Genomic DNA, 22,928 nt, shown 5'->3' with positions numbered 1-22,928 from the left:
GATCCACCTCTCCCCCATTTCATGGGGGCGAGGAACCCAGGCTGGAGAAGCGCCGGCGTCGCGACAGCGATTCCTCGTCCTGCCGAAGGCGGGGAGAGGTGGATCGGGCGAAGCCCGAGACGGAGAGGGGATCTTTTGCGCGGCGAATAAGACGGACCAGCCAACCTATTCCGCTGCCGGCGCCAGCGGTTTCACGCGCGCCATCATGGTGCGCAGCGCAGCCGGTTTCACGGGTTTGTTGATCACCGGAACATCGAGTTCGGCCGCCGCCATGCGCACTTCGCCCGAACGGTCCGCCGTCACCAGGACCGCAGGTATCGCGTCGCGGTAATGCCGACGCAGCCGGACAATCACGTCGAGCCCGGTTTCTCCATCGAGATGGTAGTCGGCCAGGATGAGGTCGGGTTGAGGTGCCTTGTCCCCCCTTGCCTGAAAATCGGCCGAGCCGGAAAAAGTTGTCACCGTGCAGCCCCAGCCTTCTATCAAAAGCCGCATGCCCTCCAGGATGCGCGCGTCATTGTCGATGCAGGCGACCGTCAGGCCCGCCAGTGTCGAGCCGGCGCGGGCAGGGGGGCGTGGCCGGACTTCGGGCGCGGCTTCGGCTGCTTCCGCCAGCGGCAGCACGATCGAGAAGCGGGTGCCCTTGCCCTGGTTGGAGAACAGCCTGATCTCGAGCCTCAGCACGCGCGCGATACGATCGACGATGGAAAGGCCGAGGCCCAGCCCTTGCGCCTCGCGCGCGCCCTCGTCCAGCCGGGTGAATTCGCGGAACACCGTGTTCAGCTTGTCGCCGGCGATGCCGATGCCGGTGTCGATCACCTGCACCTCGGCCAGTTCGCCGCGCCGCCGTACCCCGACGAGGATCTGGCCCTTGCGGGTGTATTTGATCGCGTTGGAAACCAGGTTCTGGATGAGGCGGCGCAACAGGTTACGGTCGGTGGTCACCGACAGCGATGAGGGCATGATGGTCAGCTTCAGCTGTTTTTTTGCGGCGAGCGGCTTGAAGTCGGTGCCGATCTGGGCAAGCAGGCCATCGAGCCGGAACGTCGTTTCTTCCGGCTTCATCGCGCCGGCGTCGAGCCGCGAAATGTCGAGCACGGCACCCAGGATGGTTTCCACAGATTCCAGCGAGGACTCGATGTTCATCGCCGCCTGGCCGGCGACGCCCTTGCCGGCCTTTTCTATCAGCGAGGCGCAATAGAGCCGCGCGGCATTCAGCGGCTGCAGGATGTCGTGGCCGGCGGCGGCCAGGAAGCGCGTTTTGCCGAGATTGGCTTCCTCGGCCAGCATCTGCGCCTGCGCCAGTTCTTCGTTGACGCGGGTAAGCTCGGCGGTGCGGCTCTTGACGCGCTGCTCCAGCGATTCATTGGCGCGTTTCAGCGCAAGGTCCGCCTCCACGCGTGCCGAGATGTCGGCATAGGTCGCGACCAGCCCGCCATCCGGCATCGGGTTCGAGCGCAGTTCCAGGATGCGGCCGCTGGTCCTGAGTTCCATCTGCCAGGGGCCGGCGAAATTCGCGAGCCGGTCGAGCACCGTCAGCCGCGTTTCCTGCAAGATGTCGCCACGGTCGGCGAGATGGCGCAGGATCTGATCGAGCGACACGCCGACCTGGCCCATGTCGTCAGGCAGGTCGAACAAGGCGCGGTACTGCCGGTTCCAGCAGATCAGGCGGAAGTCGCGGTCGAAGACGGTGATCCCTTGCTCCATCTGGTCGAGGGCTATCTGAAGCAGGTCACGGTTGTGCTGGAGAGCTTCCGTCGCGTCGTCGAGCAGGCGAAACGCGTCCTTGGATTCGCGGTCGTTGCGGCGAAACAAGAGCGACAGGACCAGCCGTGCCGAAGACGAGCCGACAGCGCTCGCCAGCAGCTGTTCGGAAAAGCGGATCACCTCCATGCTGGCCTGCTCGTTGCCGTACAGGGTGATGCCGTTGTCGCGCTCGAAACTCTGGAACGACCGTTCCGTGCGCTCGACGCCGAGATAACGGCCGATCGTGTCCTTGAGGTCGTTGACCGTCGTGGCGGTGCGGAAGCGGCGCAGGCTGGGCATCGGGCCCGTATCGCGCGGCACGAAGATCGCTGCCTGAATGCGCTCCAGCGGCACGGAAATGCGTGACAGGGAGCCCAGAACGAAAAACAGCGCGTTGATCGACAGGCTCCACATCACGCCGTGGTTGAGCGGTTCGGCGACCGTACCGAAAAGGGCCTGTGGCCTCAGCGCCTCGATGCCGAACAAACCGTTGGCCACGATGGCGTTGTCGGGTGCTGCGAGCGAGGGAAACAGCAGCGTATAGGCCCACACCGCAATGCCTGCCACCATGCCGAGCGCGGCACCCCTTCCATTGGCGCGGCGCCAGATCAGGCCGCCGATCAGGGCCGGCGCGAACTGTGCGATCGCCGCGAACGACATCAGGCCTATGGAGGAGAGGCGGGCGCTGTCGGTCGAAGCGCGGTAGTAGAGGAAGGCGATGAACAGCACGATGAAGATGGAGCCGCGCCGCACATTGAGGATGAGCGTCGACCAGTCCTCGTTTTCCGATGCGCTGTTCTTCAGCACACGGCGCACGAACAGGGGGATGACGAGGTCGTTGGAGATCATGATGGCGAGCGCCACGCTCTCCACGATGACCATGGCCGTGGCTGCGGAAAGCCCGCCGATGAAGGCGGCCATCGCCAGCCCGTCATGGCCGCCGAGCAACGGCAGCGACAGCACGTAGAGATCGCTCGATGTGCGGTCGCCGACAACGGTCAGCCCGGCCAATGCGATCGGCAGCACGAACAGGTTGATGGCGATGAGGTAGAGCGGGAAGACCCAGGTGGCGGTGCGCAATTCGCGCTGGCTGCGGTTCTCGACGATCATCACGTAGAACTGGCGTGGCAGCATCACGATGGCGAAGGCGCTGAGGCCCGTCAGCACCAGCCAGGTGGCAAGCGAGGTTCGGTAGCTCATCGCCTGCTGCACCTGGGCGTTGGCGCTGAGCCGGTCGAGCATGTCGCCGGGACCGCCGAAGATCAGGAAAGTGACGAGCAGGCCGATGGCAACGAAGGCGGCCAGTTTCACCACCGATTCCACGGCGACCGCCAGCACCAGGCCGTCCTGGTGTTCGGTGGCATCGGCGTGGCGCGTGCCGAACAGCACGGCGAAGACAGCCAGCAGCATCGCCACGATCAGCGATATGTCGGAAACGAACGGATCGAAGGAAGGCGGCGAACCGGAATAGTGCTCGACCATCAGGCTGACCGAGCCGGAGATCGCCTTCAGCTGCAGCGCGATATAGGGCACTGCGCCGACGGTTGCGATGAGTGTGGCGATCGCCGCCACGGTAAAGCTCTTGCCGTAGCGGGCGCCGAGGAAGTCGGCCACCGAAGTGATCTTTTCGGCCTTGGCCAGCCGCACGATGCGCGACAGCAGCGGAAAGCCGAAGGTGAACAAAAGCACCGGGCCGATATAGATGCCGAGGAATTCCCAGCCGCGCCCGGACGACAGCCCGACCGAACCGAAGAAGGTCCAGGAGGTACAGTAGATGGCAAGGCTGAGCGCATAGATCAGCGGCCGTGGCCGGCCGGGCCCGCTTACAGCGGCGCGCCGGTCGCCGATGCTGGCCACCGCGAACAGCAGCGTCACATAGGCGAGCGCTATGATGACGATGAACCAGCCCTGCACGCCGGATGTTCCTCCCTGACCAATTGTCGCTTCGAGGCAATCACAGCTTCACAGAACTGTCCATTACGACCTTGGGTGCGACCCCACAGCCGACGCATCGCAACTCTACGTTTCGTTTTTGCTCGTGCTGCGGTGCGTTTTTGTTATTGTTTCTGCGAATCGGCAGAAGGGCCGGTTGCCGAGGGTCGCGGCATTGGGCCGCGAAAAGGAGGACAAAATGCTGAAAGAGTTTCAGGAGTTCATCTCCAGAGGCAATGTCATGGATCTGGCGGTCGGTGTCATCATCGGCGCCGCCTTCAGCAAGATCGTCGACTCGCTGGTCAACGACATCATCATGCCGATCGTCGGCGCGATCTTCGGGGGGCTGGATTTCAACAATTACTTCTTCGGCCTGGCGTCGTCGGTGACGGCCACTTCGCTGGCCGAAGCCAAGAAGCAGGGCGCCGTCTTCGCCTATGGTTCCTTCATCACCGTGGTGATCAATTTCATCATCCTGGCCTGGATCATTTTCCTGATGGTCAAGGCGGTCAACAATGTCCGCCGCCGGCTGGAAAAGCAGAAGCCTGCCGAAGCACCCGCCGCACCGCCGGCCGACGTCGCGCTGCTCACCGAAATCCGCGACCTGCTCGCCAAGAAGTAATCTCAGTCCTCTGGACCAAGAACCCGGTCGCTTGCGGCCGGGTTTTGCTATTTTCGGGGCAAGGCAAACACGATAGCACTCCGGGACAATTTCAAGCCGGAAGATACCCATGGATCTGGTCGAGACCCTGCGCGCGGAAGCACGTGCTGCACCTGAAAGCGGCATTGTCGCCGTCATGAACCACGGCCGCGGCCGCGACGGCATGATTCCGCTCTGGGCAGGCGAGGGCGACCTGCCGACGCCCGCCTTCATCACGGATGCCGCGAGCCGTGCACTCAGCGGCGGCGAGACCTTCTACACCTGGCAGAAGGGCATCCCTGAGGTACGGCAGGCGCTCGCCCGCTATTACGAGCGCCATTTCAACAAGAGCTTCGCGCCGGAGGAGTTCATCCTGACCGGCTCCGGCATGCACGCCATCCAGCTTGCGCTCGATGCCGTTGCAGGCAAAGGCGACGAGGTCATCTATCTTTCGCCGGCCTGGCCGAATTTTGCAGCGGCGGCGGGCATCAGCGGCGCGGTGCCTGTGCCGGTCGTGCTCGACCTCACCGACAATGCTGGTTCCGGGGGCTGGTCCTGCGATGTCGAAAAGATCGCGGCGGCGATCACGCCGCGCACGAAGGCGATCTTCGTCAACACGCCGTCGAACCCGACCGGCTGGACCGCCGACCGCGAAACGTTGCAGGCGATCCTGGAACTCGCGCGCGCCAGGGACCTCTGGGTCATCGCCGACGAGATCTATGCGCTGTTCCACTATGATGGCGGCCGTGCGCCGTCCTTCATCGACATCATGCGCGACGACGACCGCATCCTGTTCGTCAACAGCTTCTCGAAGAACTGGTCGATGACGGGCTGGCGCGTCGGCTGGATCAAGACGCATCCTTCCCTGCAGCAGGTGTTCGAGAACCTGATCCAGTATTCGACCTCCGGCGTGGCGCAGTTCATGCAGCGCGGGGCGGTGGCTGCCCTCGATGAAGGCGACGCTTTCGTCTCCAGCCACGTTGCGCATGCACGCCAGGCACGCGATCTTGTCTGCGGCATCCTCGGGCAGACCGGCAAGGTGCGTTTCGCGGTTCCGCCCGGCGCCTTCTACCTGTTCTTTTCCGTTGACGGTTTGAACGATTCCCGCGCTGCCGCGTTCGACATTGTCGACCATGCCAATGTCGGGCTGGCGCCGGGTACCGCTTTCGGAGCAGGCGGCGAGAAATTCCTCAGATTGTGCTTCCTGCGCCGGCTGGACCAGCTTGAAGAAGCCGCGACCCGCATCGCCGACTGGACGCGGCGCTTGTAATTTCGCGCAAGATTGTTACGAGCAATATTATTACGTGCCTCTGAGAAGGCGAGATCTGCCGTTCCCGACGGAAGGCTTGAGGAAAGTACGCCAGATGACTGCCCAGACGACTGCAAAGCCGCGCATTGAACTGATCCCGCATGCCTCGCCGACCTCGCCGGAGGCGCGTGCCGCGCTGATGGCCAATCCGGGCTTCGGCAAGGTGTTCTCCGACCATATGGTCACGATCACCTGGACCGTGGAACGCGGCTGGCACAACGCGCAGGTTCGTGCACGGGCACCCTTCGCCATCGACCCGGCGGCGGCGGTGCTGCACTACGCCCAGGAGATCTTCGAAGGCATGAAGGCCTACCGCACCCCGGACGGGCTGGCACTGTTCCGCCCGGAGGAGAATGCGCGCCGCCTCAATCTTTCAGCCGAGCGCATGGCGATGCCGGCGATCCCGGAAGAGCTGTTCATCGAGGCGGTCGAGACGCTGGTGCGCACCGACGCGGCCTGGGTGCCGGAAGGCGATGGCAGCCTCTATCTGCGTCCGTTCATGTTCGCCAGCGAAGCCTTCCTCGGCGTGCGCCCGGCCACGGAATACATCTTCTGCGTCATCGCTTCGCCGGTCGGCGCCTACTTCAAGGGCGGCTACAAGGCAGTGAGCGTCTGGGTGTCGGATGATTATACCCGCGCGGCGCCCGGCGGCACCGGTGCCGCCAAATGCGGCGGCAACTATGCCGGCAGCCTGATTGCCCAGGCCGAGGCTACCCGCAACGGCTGTGACCAGGTCGTCTTCCTTGACGCGGCCGAGCGCCGCTGGATCGAGGAGCTCGGCGGCATGAACGTCTTCTTCGTCATGGACGACAAGCGCATCGTCACCCCGCCGCTCGGCACCATCCTGCCCGGCATCACGCGTGCATCGATCATGAAACTCGCCGCCGAAGCCGGCTACACGGTCGAGGAACGGCTCTACAGCTTCGACGAGTGGCAGGCCGATGCAAACAGCGGCAAGTTGCGCGAGGCGTTCGCCTGCGGCACCGCCGCCGTCATCGCCGGCATCGGCACGGTGAAATTCCGCGAAGGCTCGTTCTCGATCGGCAACAGCGGCGACGGCGAGGTCACCTCGCAGCTGCGCGCCAAGCTGGTCGGCGTGCAGCGCGGAACCGTCAAGGACGACCACGGCTGGATGCGCAGCATCTGATACGGCTCGACCGCTGCATTGCGGTCCTGTTTCCGGAATTGCCTGAAAAACCAAGTGCCAAAGTGGTTCTGCTGACAAGCGGAACCACTCTGGGGCGTTGCATGCCTTGCTGAAGTGTTGGAGCTAAACAAGATGTCGTTCATTCCCAGAATCGTCGTGGCTTTGGTGGTCGCGCTCATCGTCGGCTTCGGGTTCATGGTTTACGACAAGAAAACCGGCGCGGAATGGGTGGTCTCGCCCGAGCAGATCGCTGCCGGCAATGGCTCCGTGGAGACGCGTCCCGGCACGGTCGCGGTGCGTGCGATCCGCAGCGAGACCGCCGACGTGCTTCCCTACAAATGGGCGATAAGCGGCATCATCGCGGGCGGGCTGGCCTTTTTCATGCTGCGCCGCAGGAACGCCTGATCCCCGAGCGCGCGACGTGGCACCGTCAAGAACGACGGCTGAATGCGCGGCTACTGATATTTTCCAGAACGCGTGATTGCCTTTAGCAGGCAGCTTCGTAATATCTCTCTGAGTATAACGGAGCTGCCGTATGAAGCCATTCGCGCCTTGCTGCCCGTCCTGATCCTGCTGGCGACACCGGCCCTGGCCACGGACGGCATCGCGCTTTCAGGTGCGGGCATCACCACGGGCACACTGACCGCCGCGGACCTCGACAAGTTGCCGGCAACCGAGCTGGACGTCTCGTTCAAGACCAGGAACGGGATGGAGAAAGGCCACTTCAAGGGCGTTCTCCTGTGGTCGCTGCTACAGGAAAAAGGCCTGTCCAGGCTCAGCCAGGAGCATCACGAAGACCTGAAGCACACCTTCCTGGTCACCGCGGATGACGGCTACAGCATCGCCTTTTCGATCGGCGAAATCGCGCCGGATTTCGGCAACCGCGCCATCATCCTCGCCATCGAGCAGGACGGAAAGCCGCTGGTTCCCGGCGAAGGCTTGCGGCTGGTCGTACCGGGCGATGCCCGTGGCGCCAGGAGCGTCAAGGGCGTGGTCTCGATCGAAGTGAAATGAACTTGTCGCGCAACGTGTGCGGCGCGATCACAACATGCGCGAAACCGCAGGGGCGAACCTGAGAGATCGCGGCGTTGACGCTCTAAGGTGCCAGCCGCACGGTGATCGCTGCGTTCGGGGCGGACAGTTGCTCCGCGAGACCCTGGGCTTTCGTCGTATCGAAGCCGTTGATCGTGATCATGCCTTGAAGGATAGGTTCTCGAACAACCGGTTCCAGGATCACTGTCTCGCCGACCAGAAGCTGCGTTTTTTGGCCGATCGCGGCGCGGGTGAAATCGCCGAAGACCTTGGCGCTGTCCGGTGTCAGCACGATGCTCACGACGGTTTCGCCGTAAAGCGGATCCCTGGTGGTTTCGGCCTTCGCGATCTTGAGCGAGATCGGGGCAATGGCTTTCGGTGGTTCTGCCGCTGCTTGTTGCTCTGCCGGTGCGCCAGACTTGGCCTCGCCGTTGAACCCCTCCAGGTCGGAAGGCTGCGTCGTGGTCTGTCCCAGCGGGCTGACGCTCTGAGCAGAGACGACCTTGGCCTTCCACGCCGGTGGCTCGGGCAGGGTCGGCAACTGGTCGTCGCGCCAGATATGGGTGACGATGGTGAGCTTCGTGCCGGCACTGTCCACCGTCACGTTGTCCAGGGCTTCCACTGTCGAACCGTCCTGCAGCGACACGACCAGCGTCAGGTCACGGGATTTTTGCGGGCTTAGGACCCGCGTCATCTGTTCATCCGTCAGTTGTTTCGCGCGTTCGCCGAAGCCCGCGATTATCTTTTCGGTTGGCGCTTTCGTAGCCGCCTGGAGGGCTGCCGGATCGAAGCTCTGCAGCATGCTGAAGGTGGCGATGCGCCTGGCGCTGTCGGTCGACACGAGTTTCCATGCCGATGTCGCGGAGACGATTCCATCCCCGATGCTTTCGTCGCCTTTTGCGCTCCACGCGCTGCCGACCTCGATGGTGGCGTCCTGCGAGGCCTGTCCCAGGCTGAGAGCAATGACCTCGGGGATGAGCACGTCGACCACCTTGAGTGGGTTGTCCTTGACTGCCTGAACCATGCGGCTGGCGACGCTGTCGGCTGGCACCGTCGCCCCACCTGGTCCAGGTGCTGCGATGAGGCTTTCCATGTGGGCAACAATCTGGTCGGCTCCCGCCAATGCAGTCGGATAGCCGGTCAGATCCGTCTCGACCTCCAGCTGCTGCACGCCGTAGGCGGTGAGCGAATTCCGATATTGCGCATTCATCGGGTAGGAATCCGCGGTGCTCAAGGCCGCCGGCGGAAGATCGGCCGAAAGCACCCAGCGCACCCGCATGCCCTTGTCGTCGCGCGAGACCACCGCGGTCTGCTGGCGGAAATCTCCGCGCATCACCATCGCGGCTGCTTCGGGCTTGTCGAACCACAGCGACATATCGGTCTCGGTCGTCTTCTGGATGCGGTAGGTATGGACGGTGCCGATTTCCGGCTGATACCGGGGAATGGTGACGTTTTCCCCCGCCTGCACGACGGCTGCGGTGATCACCTGGCCGCCCACTGCAAGGACAAGCAGGGCCAGCGTTCTCAGCCGGGGCTTGAAACGATCATCGATGACGCGAAATGGCATGAAGGTTATCCGGTCTAAGTGCTCCGGCGCCAACCTAGAGCAATTCCAGGAAAAGTGCGTAGCGGTTTTCCGTCCGGAATTGCGTAAAAACAAAAAGTTAGAGCGTTTCCGCGTTTCACTGAAAAACGGAAACGCTCTGGAGTATCCATTTTTGGCCAAGGAAGAGGCGGCGCGTCATTCCTGTGCCCGCGCGTCGACGCGTTCGCTGATACGCACCTTGCCAATGCGGCGCTTGTCGAGCGAGAGCACTTCGAAGCGCCAGCCGTTGGTCTCGAACGCCTCACCTTGCTTCGGCAGGTGGCCGAGTTCGGTGAGGATATAGCCGGCGAGCGTGGCATAGCGGTTCGCGTCATCGACCAGGTCGTTCTCGATGACACTGCTGAGCTGGCGGATGTCGATGAAGCCGTCGGTCAGCCACGCCCCGTCCTCCTGGCGTTCCAGCGCCGCAGCCTCTTCATCCATGTCCGGGAACTCGCCGGCGATGGCTTCCAGGACGTCGGTCGGTGTCGCGATGCCTTCGAGCGAGCCATGCTGGTCGACGACCATGGCCATCTGCACCGGCGAGCGGCGCAGTTGCTCCATCACCTCGAGCACATTGGCCGCCTCGTGCACGATCACCGGCTGCCGGGTCATGCGCGCCCAGTCGATTGCGTTGCCGTCGAGCAGCGAATTGGACAGATCATTGGTGATGGCGACCCCGACGAAATCCTCGACGCTGCCGCGCGCGAGGACAACGCGGCCATGCGTGAGCCTGAGGATGTTGGTTCGCAGCGTCTCTGCATCCTGGTCGAGGTTCAGCCATTCCAGCTCGTTGCGCGGCGACATGATGGAACTGACGGGTCGTTCGCCGAGGCCGAGCACGCCGCGGATCATTTCCTTCTCTTCAGGCTTGAACAGGTCGCCTTGCCTCGCCTGCTCGGCAATCACGTCGACGATCTCGCCCAGCGGCTGTTCACCGATGCGACCGCCAAGCAGCCTGAAGACGGCCTCGGATGTCCGTTCGCGCAGATCGCCGGTGCTGATGACCTTTTCGCGGTTGCGGCGACCAAGCTGGTTGGCCGCCTCGATCAGGACCGAGAAGCCGATGGCGGCGTAGAGATAGCCCTTCGGAATATGGAAACCGAAACCTTCGACCACGAGGCTGAAGCCGATCATCAGCAGGAAGCCGAGGCAGAGGATGACCACGGTCGGGTGCCTCGAGACGAACGCCATCAGCGGCCTGGAGGCGGCGGTCATGACGGCCATGGCCACGCAGACGGCGGTGATCATCACCCAGAGCTCGTCGACCATGCCGACGGCGGTGATGACGCTGTCCAGCGAAAACACGGCGTCGAGCACCACGATCTGCACGATGACCTGCCAGAAGGCCGCCTGGAACACCTTGCCCCGCTTTGGCTTGTGTCCGCCCTCCAGGCGTTCGTGCAGTTCCAGCGTGCCCTTGGCGAGCAGGAACACGCCCCCGAGGATGAGGATGACGTCGCGGCCCGAGAACGAGAACGGGGCGATCGAAAACAGCGGTTGAGTCAGCGTCACGATCCAGGAGATCGAGAACAGCAGCACGATGCGCATCATCAATGCCAGCGACAGGCCGATCAGGCGCGCTTTGTTGCGCAGGTGTGGCGGCAGCTTGTCGGCCAGGATCGCAATGAAGACGAGGTTGTCGATGCCGAGGACGATTTCGAGGACAATAAGGGTGATGAGGCCGGTCCAGATGGTTGGATCCGCGAGGAGTTCCATTGTCGGTCCTAAACGTTGTTGCGTGAACGCAGAAAGCCCCCGGCGGGAACACCGGAGGTCAAGACAAAGCGAAGCGGATCATGAAATGAACAGAGGCAGCTGGTTCCGCATCGCGGAGCCAGCTGCCTTCGGTGTCGACCGTCGCCGGCACTACTGTCGCTGGTACTGTCGCCGTCGTCAGGCAAGAGCGTGTAACGTCCCGTTACGCGTGTAATTTCTGCGGCGCCACTCTAGAGCGTTTCCGTTTTTAACGGAAACGCGGAAACGCTCTAATTCCTTGTTTTTACGCAATTCCGGGCGGAAAACCGTTACACTTTTCCTGGAATTGCTCTAGCAGCCGCACATCAGGTCCGAAAGTCGATCACGGACAGTTCATGCGATCGATCCCGCTCAGCCGCCGGACTTCGGCACCAGCAGCGGGATGACACGTTCGGTCTCGGTAACGGCCGGGCGCCCGGTGGAGCCGTAGGGAATGCCGAGCGCATCCCAGGTCTCGACCAGCGCGTCGCGCAGGCCGTCGATCAGCGCGTCGTCGTGGAAAGGCGTCGGCGTGATGCGCAGCCGCTCCGTGCCGCGCGGCACGGTCGGATAGTTGATCGGCTGGATGTAGATGCCGTGCACGCCGAGCAGGCGGTCGCTCGCCATCTTGCAGAGCTCCGGCTCGCCGACCAGCACCGGCACGATATGCGTGGCGGAGTTCATCACCGGCAGTCCGGCGGCGGCCAGCACCTGCTTGGTACGCTCGGCCTGGCGCCTCTGGCCGTCGCGTTCGACCTGCGAGGCCTTGAGATGGCGGATCGAGGTTGTGGTTGCGGCCGCGATGGCCGGCGGCAGCGCCGTGGTGAAGATGAAGCCCGGTGCGTAGGAGCGCACCGCGTCGATGACAGCGCGCGGGCCGGTGATGTAGCCTCCCAGCGTGCCGAACGCCTTGGCCAGCGTGCCTTCGATGATGTCGATGCGGTCGACCAGGCCTTCCTGCTCGGTGATGCCGCCGCCGTGCGGACCGTACATGCCGACGGCATGGACCTCGTCGATATAGGTCATGGCGTTGTATTTGTCGGCGAGGTCGGCGATCGCCTCGATCGGCGCGATGTCGCCATCCATGGAATAGACGCTTTCGAACACGATCAGCTTGGCGCGCTCGCGCCCGGCGCTCTGCAGCAGGCTTTCCAGGTGCGCCACGTCGTTGTGGCGGAAGATCTTCTTCTCGGCGCCCGAGCGGCGGATGCCTTCGATCATCGAGGCATGGTTGAGCTCGTCGGACAGGATCAGGCAGTTCGGCAGCAGCCGCGCGATGGTCGAGATGCCTGCTTCATTGGAAACGAAGCCGGAGGTGAAGACCAGCCCGGCCTCCTTGCCATGCAGGTCGGCCAGCTCGAGCTCAAGTTCCACCAGCGGGTGGTTGGTGCCGGAAATGTTGCGGGTGCCGCCGGCACCCGTGCCCATGCCGCCGGCAGCAGCCTGCATCGCGGCGATGACATCGGGGTGCTGGCCCATGCCGAGATAATCGTTGGAGCACCAGACGGTGATTTCCTGGGCACGGCCATTGGCGCGCCAGATCGCGCGCGGAAACTTGCCCGCGATGCGTTCCAGATCGGCGAATACCCGGTAGCGGCGCTCCGCATGGAGCTGGTCGATCGCTTCCTCGAAGAACCGCTGATAGTTCATCTGTGCTTCCCAATTTGCGGCCGGATCATAGTCACAGCCCCGTCCGGCGTCCATGGACCAGCTTTGGTCAAAATGCCACGGCCAATCCGCGAATGTCCATTGAACCAAATTCTAACGAACACGGTCTGTGAACTATTCCCTTGATGTGGATCAAAGGCTGCGTCGCAAAAATGACGATGCCGTCACATTGCTTCTTAAGGCTTTCCGGCTAGCGTCTGCAACAATCCTGCGCATGAGAGTGTTTGCGGATTTTAGAGGGGAGTAGGCCGCATGGCCGTGTTGGTGACGGGTGGGGCCGGCTATATCGGCAGTCACATGGTTTGGGAACTTCTCGATGCCGGCGAAGAGGAGGTTGTCGTCCTGGACCGGCTATCGACTGGTTTCGACTGGGCCGTGGCGCCGGAAGCCAGGCTGGTTGTCGGCGATGTCGGAGACAAGGATCTTGTCGCCAGAATCATTCGCGAGCATGGCATCGACGCCATCATCCATTTCGCAGGTTCCATCATCGTTCCGGAATCGGTGGCCGATCCGCTCGCCTATTACGAGAACAACACCTCCAAGACCCGCTCGCTGATCGAAGCCGCGGTTCGAGGCGGGGTGGCGAATTTCATCTTCTCTTCGACCGCGGCGGTCTATGGCGGCAGCCGGTTGGAGCCGGTGACGGAAGACGCGACTACCATGCCAGAATCGCCTTACGGCATGTCCAAGCTGATGAGCGAGTGGATGCTGCGCGATGCCGCCGCCGCCTACGGCCTGCGTTACTCGGCCTTGCGCTATTTCAATGTCGCCGGTGCCGATGCCAGGGGCCGCACGGGACAGGCTTCGCCGCGCGCAACGCATCTGATCAAGGTGGCCAGTGAGGTTGTGCTCGGCAAGCGGCCTTCGCTCGAGGTTTTCGGTACCGACTATCCGACACCCGACGGGACCTGCCTCCGTGACTATGTCCATGTCAGCGATCTCGTGACCGCGCATCGACTGGCCCTGCAGCGGCTGCGTGCCGGTGCTGGCAACCTCGTCGCCAATTGCGGTTACGGCCACGGCTATTCGGTACTCGAGGTGATCGAGGCGGTGCGCCGTGTCAGTGGCCGCGACTTCGTTGTCACCATGGGACCGCGCCGTCCCGGCGATGCCGCATCCGTCATCGCCAATGCCGATCTGGCCCGTGGGGAATTGGGCTGGGCGCCGCACCGCGACGATCTCGATCTCATCGTGCGCGATGCGCTTGAGTGGGAGCGTGTGCTGGCAGGGAAGAACTCCGCGCGCAACTGAACCCCGTAAAATCTGGACTATCAGGTCGAGGCTCGAAATGCCCACCGATTGCCGTTATGAGGACGCGGCGTCGCGGGCGCCTCAAAGCATGATCCGGAACGAAGGTCAGCGAAGCAAAAGGTGCGGACCTTTCGGGCAAGGTCATGCGGCAAAGGCAAGCGGCGTGATCCCGAAGGCGATCGCTTGGTTGGGGAGGCGATTTTGAAGATTGTGGTTCTTGGCGCCGGCGTTGTCGGCACGGCGGCGGCCTACTACCTGGCCAGGGACGGCCATGAGGTCACCGTCGTGGAACGTCACGAGACGGCGGCGCGCGGCACCAGCTATTCCAATGCCGGCCTGGTCTCGCCAGGCGATGCGACCGCCTGGGCCTCGCCGGCCGCGCTGAAGACCTTCCTGCGGGCGCTCTACAACCATGATCTCGGCATCAAGGTGAGACTGCGTTTCGATCCTTATTTCCTCGCCTGGAGCCTACGGTTTCTCAGGCAATGCACCCGGGAACGCCTGCGCGCCAACAGCGAGGTGAAGCTAAGGCTCGCGCTCTATTCGCGCGACTGCATCAATGCGCTGCAGCAGCATACCGGCCTGTCCTATGACGAACGACGCCGGGGCATTCTTTACTTCTTCCGCACGCAGAAGAGCCTGGAGCACGGCACCGCGAACTACGAGTTCCTGGCCGAACACGGCCTGCCGATCGAGATCGTCGATCGCGACCGTCTGGTCGAGCTCGAGCCCGGCCTTGCCGGCGCCAGGGACAAGATCGCCGGCGGTGTCTATTCACCGATCGACCAGACCGGCGATTCCAGGCAGTTCGTCGAAAATCTTGCCGCTTTCGCCGTCGAAAGGCTGGGCGTGAAGTTCCTCTACGGAACCACGGTGGAAGGCCTCGACATCGAGGGCGACACAGTCCGCAATGTGATGACGTCCAACGGGCCGGTTTCCGGCGATGCGGTGGTGATCTCGATGGGGCCGGAAAGCGGTCTGCTCGGCCGTCGCTACGGCATCGACCTGCCGGTCTATCCCGTCAAGGGCTATACCGCGACGGTGCCGCTGGAGGACGAAAGCAAGGGGCCGACCATGGGCGGCGCCGACGAGGACCAGTTGATCGCCTATTCGCGGCTCGGCAACCGCCTGCGCATCGCCTCGACGGCCGAGTTCACCGGCTTCGACCGCAGCTACCGCCCGCGCGATTTCACCGCCATGTTCCGGACGGCGAAGGACCTGTTCCCCGGCGCTTTCGACGAGAAGAAAGCGGAGCTGTGGTCGGGTCTCAGGCCGATGATGCCGAATTCGGTCCCGGTCATCGGCCGGGCCAGGTACAGGAACCTGTACCTCGATACCGGACACGGCCATGTCGGCTGGACGATGGCCTGCGGCTCCGGCGCCTTCCTGGCCGATCTCGTTGCCGGCCGCAAGCCGGAGATCGACCCGCAGGGTCTTGTCTACAAGGGTTAGGTCACAGCGCGGCATTCAGGTGCACGGCGAGCGAGGAGGCTGACCCGCTCGACTAAAGCGGTTGAGAACTCGCCGGCTGCAACGTCATCACCTCGACTTCCCGATTTTGCCGGGAAATGATCGCTGCTTGGGCAATGCCGGCAAAAGCGTGGCGGGTTGCCTTGTGGTGGCGGAGGGTGTGATGCGGCGTTTCCTGAAGATCATTTTTGCGGTGCTGGTGGTGTTGATTGTCGCCGGGCTCGGCTTTTTCTTCTTCGTGCTGCCTGCGCGTGTCGAGCAGGCGATGAACGGTGTGATCAATCCTCCGCCTTATGCCGCGTCGGACAGGGCCAAGGCGCTGCATGAGACGCTGACGATCGCCGATCTGCATGCCGACCCGCTGTTGTGGGGTCGCGATCTCCTGGCGCGTGGCACCCGTGGCCAGGTCGACATACCGCGCCTGGACGAGGGCAACGTCGCCCTGCAGGTCTTTGCCGTGGTCAGCAAGTCACCGCGTGGCCAGAACATCGAGCACAATGACGGTTCGACCGACAACATCACGCTGCTTGCGATCGGCCAGCGCTGGCCGATTTCCGCGATCTTCAGCCTCAAGGAGCGTGCGCTTTACCAGGCCGCCAGGCTGAACGACATGGCGGCGCGCTCCGATGGCCATTTCGTCGTCATCAGGTCGAAGCGCGACCTGCGCCGTTTCCTCGATCGCCGCAAGGTGGAGTCCGGCCTCGTTGCCGGTCTGCTCGCCATCGAAGGCGCCCAGGTGCTGGAGGGCGATCCGGCCAATGTCGACGCGCTCTTCGATGCAGGCTTCCGCATGATGTCGCCGGCGCATTTCTTCGACAGCGAGATGGGTGGGTCCGCGCATGGCGTCGACAAGGGCGGGCTGACCGACAAGGGCCGCGAGATGGTCCGCCGCATGGAGGAAAAGGGCATGATCCTCGATCTCGCTCATGCCTCGTCGGCCACCATAGACGATGCGCTCGCCGTCTCAACGCGCCCCGTGGTGGTTTCCCACACCGGGGTGAAGGGCACCTGCGACAACAACCGCAACCTGTCCGACGATCAACTGAAAGCCCTGGCGGCCAAGGGTGGGTTGATCGGCATCGGTTATTGGGAAACCGCCGTCTGCGGCAAGGACGCAACTGCTGTCGCCGAAGCAATCCGGCATACGGCCGACGTGGCCGGCATCGACCACGTCGCGCTCGGCTCCGATTTCGATGGCGCCGTCACGATGCCGTTCGACACCACCGGGCTCGTCCAGGTCACCGACGCCTTGCTGACGGCCGGCTTCAATGACGAGGATACCGGCAAGGCGATGGGCGGCAACGAAATCCGTTTCCTGCTCGAAAACCTGCCGGATTGAGATCTGTCGTTTCGGCCAGCACTTGGGGGGTCTCATTTTTCCAGCGTTCCGATACGGCGACGACAGCAAGGCGATCCAGACCCCAGCTTCGTCCCGCTGCGCATTGTGCCGATTATTTCCCGCACATGGCGCCTTGCGTCGAAACGCGTTTGGGGCGAGTCATTGGTCCCGTCGTGAATCACCACTCTGGGGCGGGGGTATCTCTGGAGAAATGGTCATGCAACCAGTCCGCCATGCGCTGATATCCGTCAGCCTTGTTGTTGCGCTCGCCTTCGCGCCGCTTGAGCTTGCCATCGCCGCTTCACCGGCGCCGGCCAAGGGCGAAAACGGCATGGTCGTCACCGCGCAGCGCCTGGCCACCGAGGCCGGCGTGGAAGTGCTGAAAAAGGGCGGTAACGCCGTCGACGCGGCGGTCGCCGTCGGCTACGCGCTCGCCGTCACCTATCCGATCGCCGGCAATATCGGCGGCGGCGGGTTCATGACCATCCGCTTCAAGGAAGGCAAGACCACCTTCCTCGATTTCCGCGAGCGTGCACCGCTTGCCGCCACCAAGACCATGTATCTCGACAAGGACGGCAACCCGATCAAAGGCGCCAGCCTCGACGGTTATCTGGCCGTCGGTGTGCCGGGTTCGGTCGCGGGCCTGGAAATGGCGCGCGAGAAATACGGCACCTTGCCACGCGCCGACCTGATGGCGCCGGCGATCCGGCTTGCCGGCGATGGCTTCACGCTGGAGCAGGGCGATGCAGCCGCTCTTGCCTCCGACGCCGAGCGGCTGGCCAAGGACCCGGCGGCGGCTGCCATCTTCCTGAAGCCGGACGGCAAACCCTTCGGCATTGGCGAGAAGCTCGTCCAGCCGAATCTCGCTGCCACGCTCTCCACGATCTCGGAGAAGGGTGCTGATGCCTTCTACAAGGGCGGTATCGCCGATACCATCATTGCGGCATCGAGCGCCAAGGGCGGCATCCTCGCCAAGGCGGATTTCGAACAGTACAAGGTTCGCGAACTCGCCCCCATCACCTGCAATTATCGCGGCTACGAGATCATTTCTTCGCCGCCGCCGAGCTCCGGTGGCGTCATCATCTGCGAAATCCTCAACGTGCTCGAAGGCTATCCGCTCGGATTTCTCGGCTATGGTTCGGCCGATACGGTGCACCTGATGGCCGAGGCGATGCGTTATGCCTATGTCGATCGCAACTCGGCGCTCGGCGACCCGGACTTCGTGCAGAACCCGGTCGAAAAGCTGCTCGACAAAGGCTATGCGGCACAGATCCGCGCCAAGATCGATCCGTTCCGCGCCGGCGTTTCGAAGGATCTGATGCCGGAGGGCTTCGGCGAGAGCAAGGAAACGACGCATTATTCGATCATCGACAAGGACGGCAACGCGGTTGCCGTCACCTACACGCTGAACGGCGCCTTTGGCGCCGGCGTGGTGGCAGATGGTACCGGCATCCTGCTCAACAACGAGATGGACGATTTCACCCAGAAGCCAGGCGTGCCCAATCTTTATGGCCTGGTGCAGGGCGAGGCGAATGCGATCGCGCCGAAGAAGACCCCGCTGTCCTCGATGAGCCCGACCGTCGTCGCCAAGGACGGCAAGCCATTCATGGTCATCGGCAGCCCTGGCGGCTCGCGCATCATCACCATCACGCTGCAGGCGATCCTCAACGTGATCGACCATGGCATGAACATCCAGGAGGCGATCGACGCGCCGCGTATCCATCATCAGTGGTTGCCCGACACGCTCTATGTCGAAGACAACGGCCTGTCGCCCGACACGCTGAAGCTGCTGGCGGGAATGGGCTACAGCCTGAGCGTTTCGGAAGAAGGCAAGACCTGGGGGCAGGCCGCTGGCATCCTGGTCGGCGGACGCAGTCTGGGTGAGATCCAGAAGGGTGGCGGCGCACGCTACAACGGCGCCATCGACAGCCGCGCGGTTGCAGGAGAAGCGCAGGGATACTGACCACCCCGGCATCGCGAGCGTGGATGGACGCTGGTGTTTTATCACATCCTGACCTACAGCGCGGATCATGACCGTCGCGTTCCGCCGTTTCTGAGGGGGCGTCTCGCCCCTGTGCAGCTTCGTCGCTACACCGATCTCGATGGCGAGCCCCGCGACAACCATTGGAGCGAAGCTGAGTTTCGCTACGTCTTTGACGGCCCGCTGTGGTACACCTCACGCGAGAGGCGGATCGATCTCGATTTCTATCCGATCTATGATGGCTTCCTCGCCTCAGAGAGATTGATCGGGCTTCTTGAGCATCATATTCCGAGCGGGCTTCGCGTTCATCCCGTCGAGATGGTGCATGAAGACGGGCAGTCGAATTCGACGCGGAAAATGAGTTTCTGCCAGATCCGCGACCGGCGACCGGCCTGTGACCTGTCTTGCATGGATATCGGCGGAGCGATCCACCCGGAATTGGCAGGTCCGAATCGGATCCAGACGCTACGGGGTCGGACAGTAGTCGCCTGTGCGCAGAGCATTGTCCTCCAGCCGAAACTGCCACGCTGGTTCGAGGCAACAGATGTTATCCCGTTTGGCTTCTTGGTCGATGACGGGGTGCGGACCGAATGTGAAAAGGCCGATATTGTTGGTCTCCGTTTCGTTGATCTGCGCGAGGTAGTTATCGTTGACTTCATGCCGAGTGCTTCGAGCGGATATTCGCTGCAGGGCCCGCAATGGCGGCTGCGTGATGATCTGAACAGGTGGCGAGAGATCAACGGTCCGCCGATCCGCGATCAGTTCTTTGATCCATCAAAGCCAGATCCCGAGATCGCGGCTCTGATTGCCAATGCGAAAACAGCCTATGGCAAGCTATGATCTCCTGGTTATCGCAGCTCTTCGCTGCCTTTAGATAGAGTGCGCAAACCAAAAAGGGGCGCAGGGGAGGCGATTACCCCCCCGCACCCCGGCCAAACCCGGCAGGGGGCTTAGGGGTTCGGCATCTCGGCCTGCTTTGCGGCAAGCAGTTCCCCGGCGGCGCGATCGGCGTCGGTGACTGAGGTCAGCGGCCGCAGCCTGCGTGCCAGCCATCCGTTCAGGTCGTCCATGACGGTGAACATCACCGGCACGAACACCAGCGACAGCAGCGTCGAGGTGATCAGGCCGCCGATCACCGCGATTGCCATGGGTGCGCGGAAGCCGGCATCGGCGCCGACACCGATGGCCGCCGGCGCCATGCCGGCCACCATGGCGATCGTCGTCATGATGATCGGCCGTGCGCGGGTCGTGCCGGCCTTCATCAGAGCTGCGCGCCGGTCGAGGCCCCCACGCCTGGCTTCGATCGCATAGTCGACCAGCAGGATCGAGTTCTTGCCGACGATGCCCATCAGCATCAGGATGCCGATGACCGACGACAGGTCGAGCGCGGAGCCGGCGATGAGCAGCGCCAGCGCCGCGCCGCCCAGCGACAGCGCGATCAGGATCGTCACCGGCTGCAGGAAATCCTTGAACAAAAGGACCAGCACGGCAATCACCATGAGCACGCCCGCCAGCACCGCGAGCGCGAAGTTGCGAAACATCTCGGCCATGGATTCGGTGTCGCCATACTCCTTGAGGCTGACGCCGGCCGGCAGCTGCTTGTAGGCCGGCAACTCCATGATCGCCGCCATAGCGGTGCCGAGCGTGGCATTGTTGTCGAGATTGGCTTCGATGGCGACCTGGCGCTTGCGGTCGAGGCGCTCGATCTGGCCTTCCTCGGCACCGAAGCTGATGTCGGCCACCGAAGTGAGCGGCACCATCTTGCCGCCCGACGTGCCGACGCGCAGCTTGCGCAGCGCTTCCAGGTCCGCCCGGGCGGAGCTGTCCAGCAGCACGCGGATCGGCACCTGGCGATTGCCGAGATTGAACTGCGCCGAGGCTGAATCGATCTCGCCGAGCGTTGCGATACGGGCGACGGTTCCGAGCGCCATCGACGATACGCCAAGGCGGGCGGCCTCGTCCGGCCGAGGCTTCACCACCAGTTCCGGCGCCAGCGGCGGCTCGCTCGACAGCACGTTGGCGAGCTGAGGAAGGCCGCGCATTTCCATTTCGAGCTTGCGCGCCGCATCCGACAGCACCTGAGTATCCTCGCCGACAAGGTTGATCGCGACCTCCTTGCCGCCACCGTCCGACAGGAAGGTGAACTGGATATCCGGCGTCGTCGCAAAGATCGACCGCACCGCCGCCTCAAACCCCTTACGGTCCTCGTTGCGCTCGCTGCGTGGCGTCAGCCGGATCAGGAAATTCGCCTGGTTCACGTTCTCGGACGTCACCAGCACCGTTTCCACTTCCGGCCTGGCCAGCAGTTGTTTGACGATGCCGTCGGTCACGCTTTCGGTCTCGTTGAGGCGGGTGCCGGGCGGCAACGTAACCTTCACCTGCGAAAGGTTGCCGTCGCTGGTTGGCAGGAAGCCGGTTGGCAGCATGGTGAGCAGCGCGACCGAGCCTGCGAAGATCACCGCCACGATGGCGAGCGCGGTCTTGCGGTGGTCGAGCGTCCAGGCGAGCAGGGCGGTGTAGCCGGTCGAGATCCTGGACGGTTTCGCGTCATGGTCGATGTGTTTCGCTGGCTGCATCAGATAGGCGGCCATCAGCGGCGTGAGCAGGCGCGCGACCAGAAGCGAGAACAGCACGGCAATGGCGACCGTCAGGCCGAACTGCTTGAAATATTGTCCGACAGCGCCGCCGATGAAGCTCACCGGCGCGAAGATGGCGACGATGGTCAGCGTGGTGGCGACCACCGCCAGCCCGATGGCGTCTGCGGCCTCGATCGAAGCGATATAGGGCCGTTTGCCCATATGGATGTGGCGCTCGATGTTCTCGATCTCGACAATGGCGTCGTCAACGAGGATGCCGATGACCAGCGTCAGTGCCAGCAGGCTGATCGAGTTCAGCGTGAAGCCGAGCAAATCCATCGCCGCGAAGGTCGGCAGGATGGAAAGCGGCATTGCCAGCGCCGAGATCATGGTGGCGCGCCAGTTGCGCAGGAACAGGAACACCACGATGACCGTCAGCACCGCGCCTTCCACCAGCGCGGTGGAGGCCGCATCATAGCTTTCCATCGTGTACTGGACCGTCGAGATCAGTTCCTTGATCTCGATATCCGGCGAGCGCGCCTGGATTTCAGCGATGCGGGCACGGGTGGCGTCGGCGACGGTGGTGTCACTGTAGCCCTTGCCGCGCGACACGGAGAAACCGACGGTGGACTCGCCGTCTTGCCGCGCGAAGAAGCGCGGCTCCGCCGAACTGTCGGTGACGGTCGCAATGTCGGCCAGTTTCACCCAGCGCTTGTCCGGCAGCGGCACGGAAAGCTGCGCCAGCTCCTCCACCGTCTTGACGCTGCCAAGCGCGCGGATCGACTGCTCGCGTCCGCCGATGGTGCCGCGGCCGCCTGGAATGTTGGCATTGATGTCGCGCAGGGCGGAATTGACCTGGTCGGCGGTCACGCCCAGTGCCAGCATCTTGTCGGGGTCGAGCGAGACGCGGATTTCGCGGGCGACGCCGCCCAGCCGCTGCACTTTCTGGACGCCGCTGACGGCAAGCAGTTCGCGGTTGATGGTGTCGTCGACGAACCACGACAGTTCGACCGGCGTCATGCGCGGCGCCCTGACCGTGTAGTAGAGGATGGCGCTGCCATCGACGTCGACGCGCGCAATCACCGGTTCCTGGATCGATTGCGGCAGGTCCGAGCGGATCTGCTGGATCGCCTCGCGCACGTCATTGGTGGCGCGGTCGGGATCGGTGCCGATCTTGAATTCCACCTCGGTGGTGGAGGAGCCGGTCGTGATGGTCGACTTGATGTGGTTGACGCCCGCAAGGCCGGACGCCGCACCTTCGACGCGCCTGGTAACCTGCGTCTCCAGTTCTGCCGGGGCGGCGCTCGACTGCGTCACCGTGACCGTCACGATCGGGAAGGTGACGTTGGGGTTGGCGTTGATCGGCAGCCGCATGAAGGCGGCGAGACCCGCGAAGGTCAGCACGATGAACAGGACAATGGTGGGGACCGGCTTGCGGATCGCCCAGGCGGAAATGTTGCTGGTGTGCATTTTTTAACTCGGTGGTCCTTCCGAAAATCGATCTCGATTTTCGGG

Annotated in this window: 15 protein-coding genes; 10 read left to right on the top strand and 5 right to left on the bottom strand. The window is 63.3% G+C overall.

The annotated features are described in order from the left end of the window. Positions 1-165: 165 nt before the first annotated feature. The gene (locus tag AO692_RS25655; protein ID WP_054312896.1) at positions 166-3,660 is read right to left on the bottom strand and encodes a PAS domain-containing hybrid sensor histidine kinase/response regulator; all 3,495 of its coding nucleotides are present in this window, start codon (positions 3,658-3,660) and stop codon (positions 166-168) included. Positions 3,661-3,877: 217 nt separating this feature from the next. Between AO692_RS25655 and mscL the strand changes: the two genes are divergently transcribed. The 5 genes from mscL to AO692_RS25630 all read left to right on the top strand — a co-directional run bounded on the left by mscL (position 3,878) and on the right by AO692_RS25630 (position 7,788). Further along, positions 3,878-4,300: a large conductance mechanosensitive channel protein MscL gene (mscL, locus tag AO692_RS25650; protein WP_054312895.1), complete on the top strand. Its 423-nt coding sequence runs from the start codon at positions 3,878-3,880 to the stop codon at positions 4,298-4,300. A gap of 109 nt (positions 4,301-4,409) precedes the next feature. After that, positions 4,410-5,588, top strand: coding sequence for a pyridoxal phosphate-dependent aminotransferase (locus AO692_RS25645; protein ID WP_054312894.1), 1,179 nt, complete (start codon positions 4,410-4,412; stop codon positions 5,586-5,588). Positions 5,589-5,682: 94 nt separating this feature from the next. After that, entirely contained in the window at positions 5,683-6,774 is a 1,092-nt protein-coding gene (locus AO692_RS25640) for a branched-chain amino acid aminotransferase (protein WP_054312893.1), read from the top strand. Between the two features lie 132 nt (positions 6,775-6,906). Continuing rightward, positions 6,907-7,179, top strand: coding sequence for a hypothetical protein (locus AO692_RS25635; RefSeq protein ID WP_054312892.1), 273 nt, complete (start codon positions 6,907-6,909; stop codon positions 7,177-7,179). 147 nt (positions 7,180-7,326) lie between these two features. After that, the gene (locus AO692_RS25630) at positions 7,327-7,788 is read left to right on the top strand and encodes a molybdopterin-dependent oxidoreductase (protein WP_054312891.1); all 462 of its coding nucleotides are present in this window, start codon (positions 7,327-7,329) and stop codon (positions 7,786-7,788) included. Positions 7,789-7,870: 82 nt separating this feature from the next. Here AO692_RS25630 and AO692_RS33215 read toward each other — a convergent pair whose 3' ends face one another. From AO692_RS33215 to hemA, 3 genes are all read right to left on the bottom strand, one after another. Then, positions 7,871-9,373: a hypothetical protein gene (locus tag AO692_RS33215; protein WP_054312890.1), complete on the bottom strand. Its 1,503-nt coding sequence runs from the start codon at positions 9,371-9,373 to the stop codon at positions 7,871-7,873. Positions 9,374-9,547: 174 nt separating this feature from the next. Then, entirely contained in the window at positions 9,548-11,110 is a 1,563-nt protein-coding gene (locus tag AO692_RS25620; protein WP_054312889.1) for a TerC family protein, read from the bottom strand. Positions 11,111-11,500: 390 nt separating this feature from the next. Further along, a complete protein-coding gene (gene hemA, locus AO692_RS25615; RefSeq protein WP_054312888.1) occupies positions 11,501-12,778 on the bottom strand; it encodes a 5-aminolevulinate synthase in 1,278 nt (425 codons plus the stop codon). 270 nt (positions 12,779-13,048) lie between these two features. Here hemA and galE point away from each other — a divergent pair, with 270 nt between their 5' ends. The 5 genes from galE to AO692_RS25590 all read left to right on the top strand — a co-directional run bounded on the left by galE (position 13,049) and on the right by AO692_RS25590 (position 19,677). Further along, positions 13,049-14,047 (top strand): UDP-glucose 4-epimerase GalE, encoded by a 999-nt coding sequence (gene galE / locus AO692_RS25610; RefSeq protein WP_054312887.1) that lies wholly within the window; start codon positions 13,049-13,051, stop codon positions 14,045-14,047. A 201-nt stretch (positions 14,048-14,248) separates the two neighbouring features. Beyond that, entirely contained in the window at positions 14,249-15,499 is a 1,251-nt protein-coding gene (locus AO692_RS25605; protein WP_054312886.1) for a D-amino acid dehydrogenase, read from the top strand. A gap of 181 nt (positions 15,500-15,680) precedes the next feature. Next, positions 15,681-16,856 (top strand): membrane dipeptidase, encoded by a 1,176-nt coding sequence (locus AO692_RS25600; RefSeq protein ID WP_054312921.1) that lies wholly within the window; start codon positions 15,681-15,683, stop codon positions 16,854-16,856. A 217-nt stretch (positions 16,857-17,073) separates the two neighbouring features. After that, the gene (gene ggt, locus AO692_RS25595) at positions 17,074-18,819 is read left to right on the top strand and encodes a gamma-glutamyltransferase (RefSeq protein WP_054312920.1); all 1,746 of its coding nucleotides are present in this window, start codon (positions 17,074-17,076) and stop codon (positions 18,817-18,819) included. Positions 18,820-18,852: 33 nt separating this feature from the next. Then, entirely contained in the window at positions 18,853-19,677 is an 825-nt protein-coding gene (locus tag AO692_RS25590; protein ID WP_054312885.1) for a hypothetical protein, read from the top strand. Positions 19,678-19,787: 110 nt separating this feature from the next. Here AO692_RS25590 and AO692_RS25585 read toward each other — a convergent pair whose 3' ends face one another. Next, complete coding sequence (locus tag AO692_RS25585; protein ID WP_054312884.1) at positions 19,788-22,883, bottom strand: efflux RND transporter permease subunit; 3,096 nt, start codon at positions 22,881-22,883, stop codon at positions 19,788-19,790. Between the last annotated feature and the right edge of the window lie 45 nt (positions 22,884-22,928).

This window comes from Mesorhizobium sp. 1M-11 (genome assembly GCF_001303895.1).
GTDB lineage: Bacteria > Pseudomonadota > Alphaproteobacteria > Rhizobiales > Rhizobiaceae > Mesorhizobium.
The sequence above is the reverse complement of the archived record's forward strand: the minus strand, read 5'-3'. Positions and strand labels throughout refer to the sequence as shown.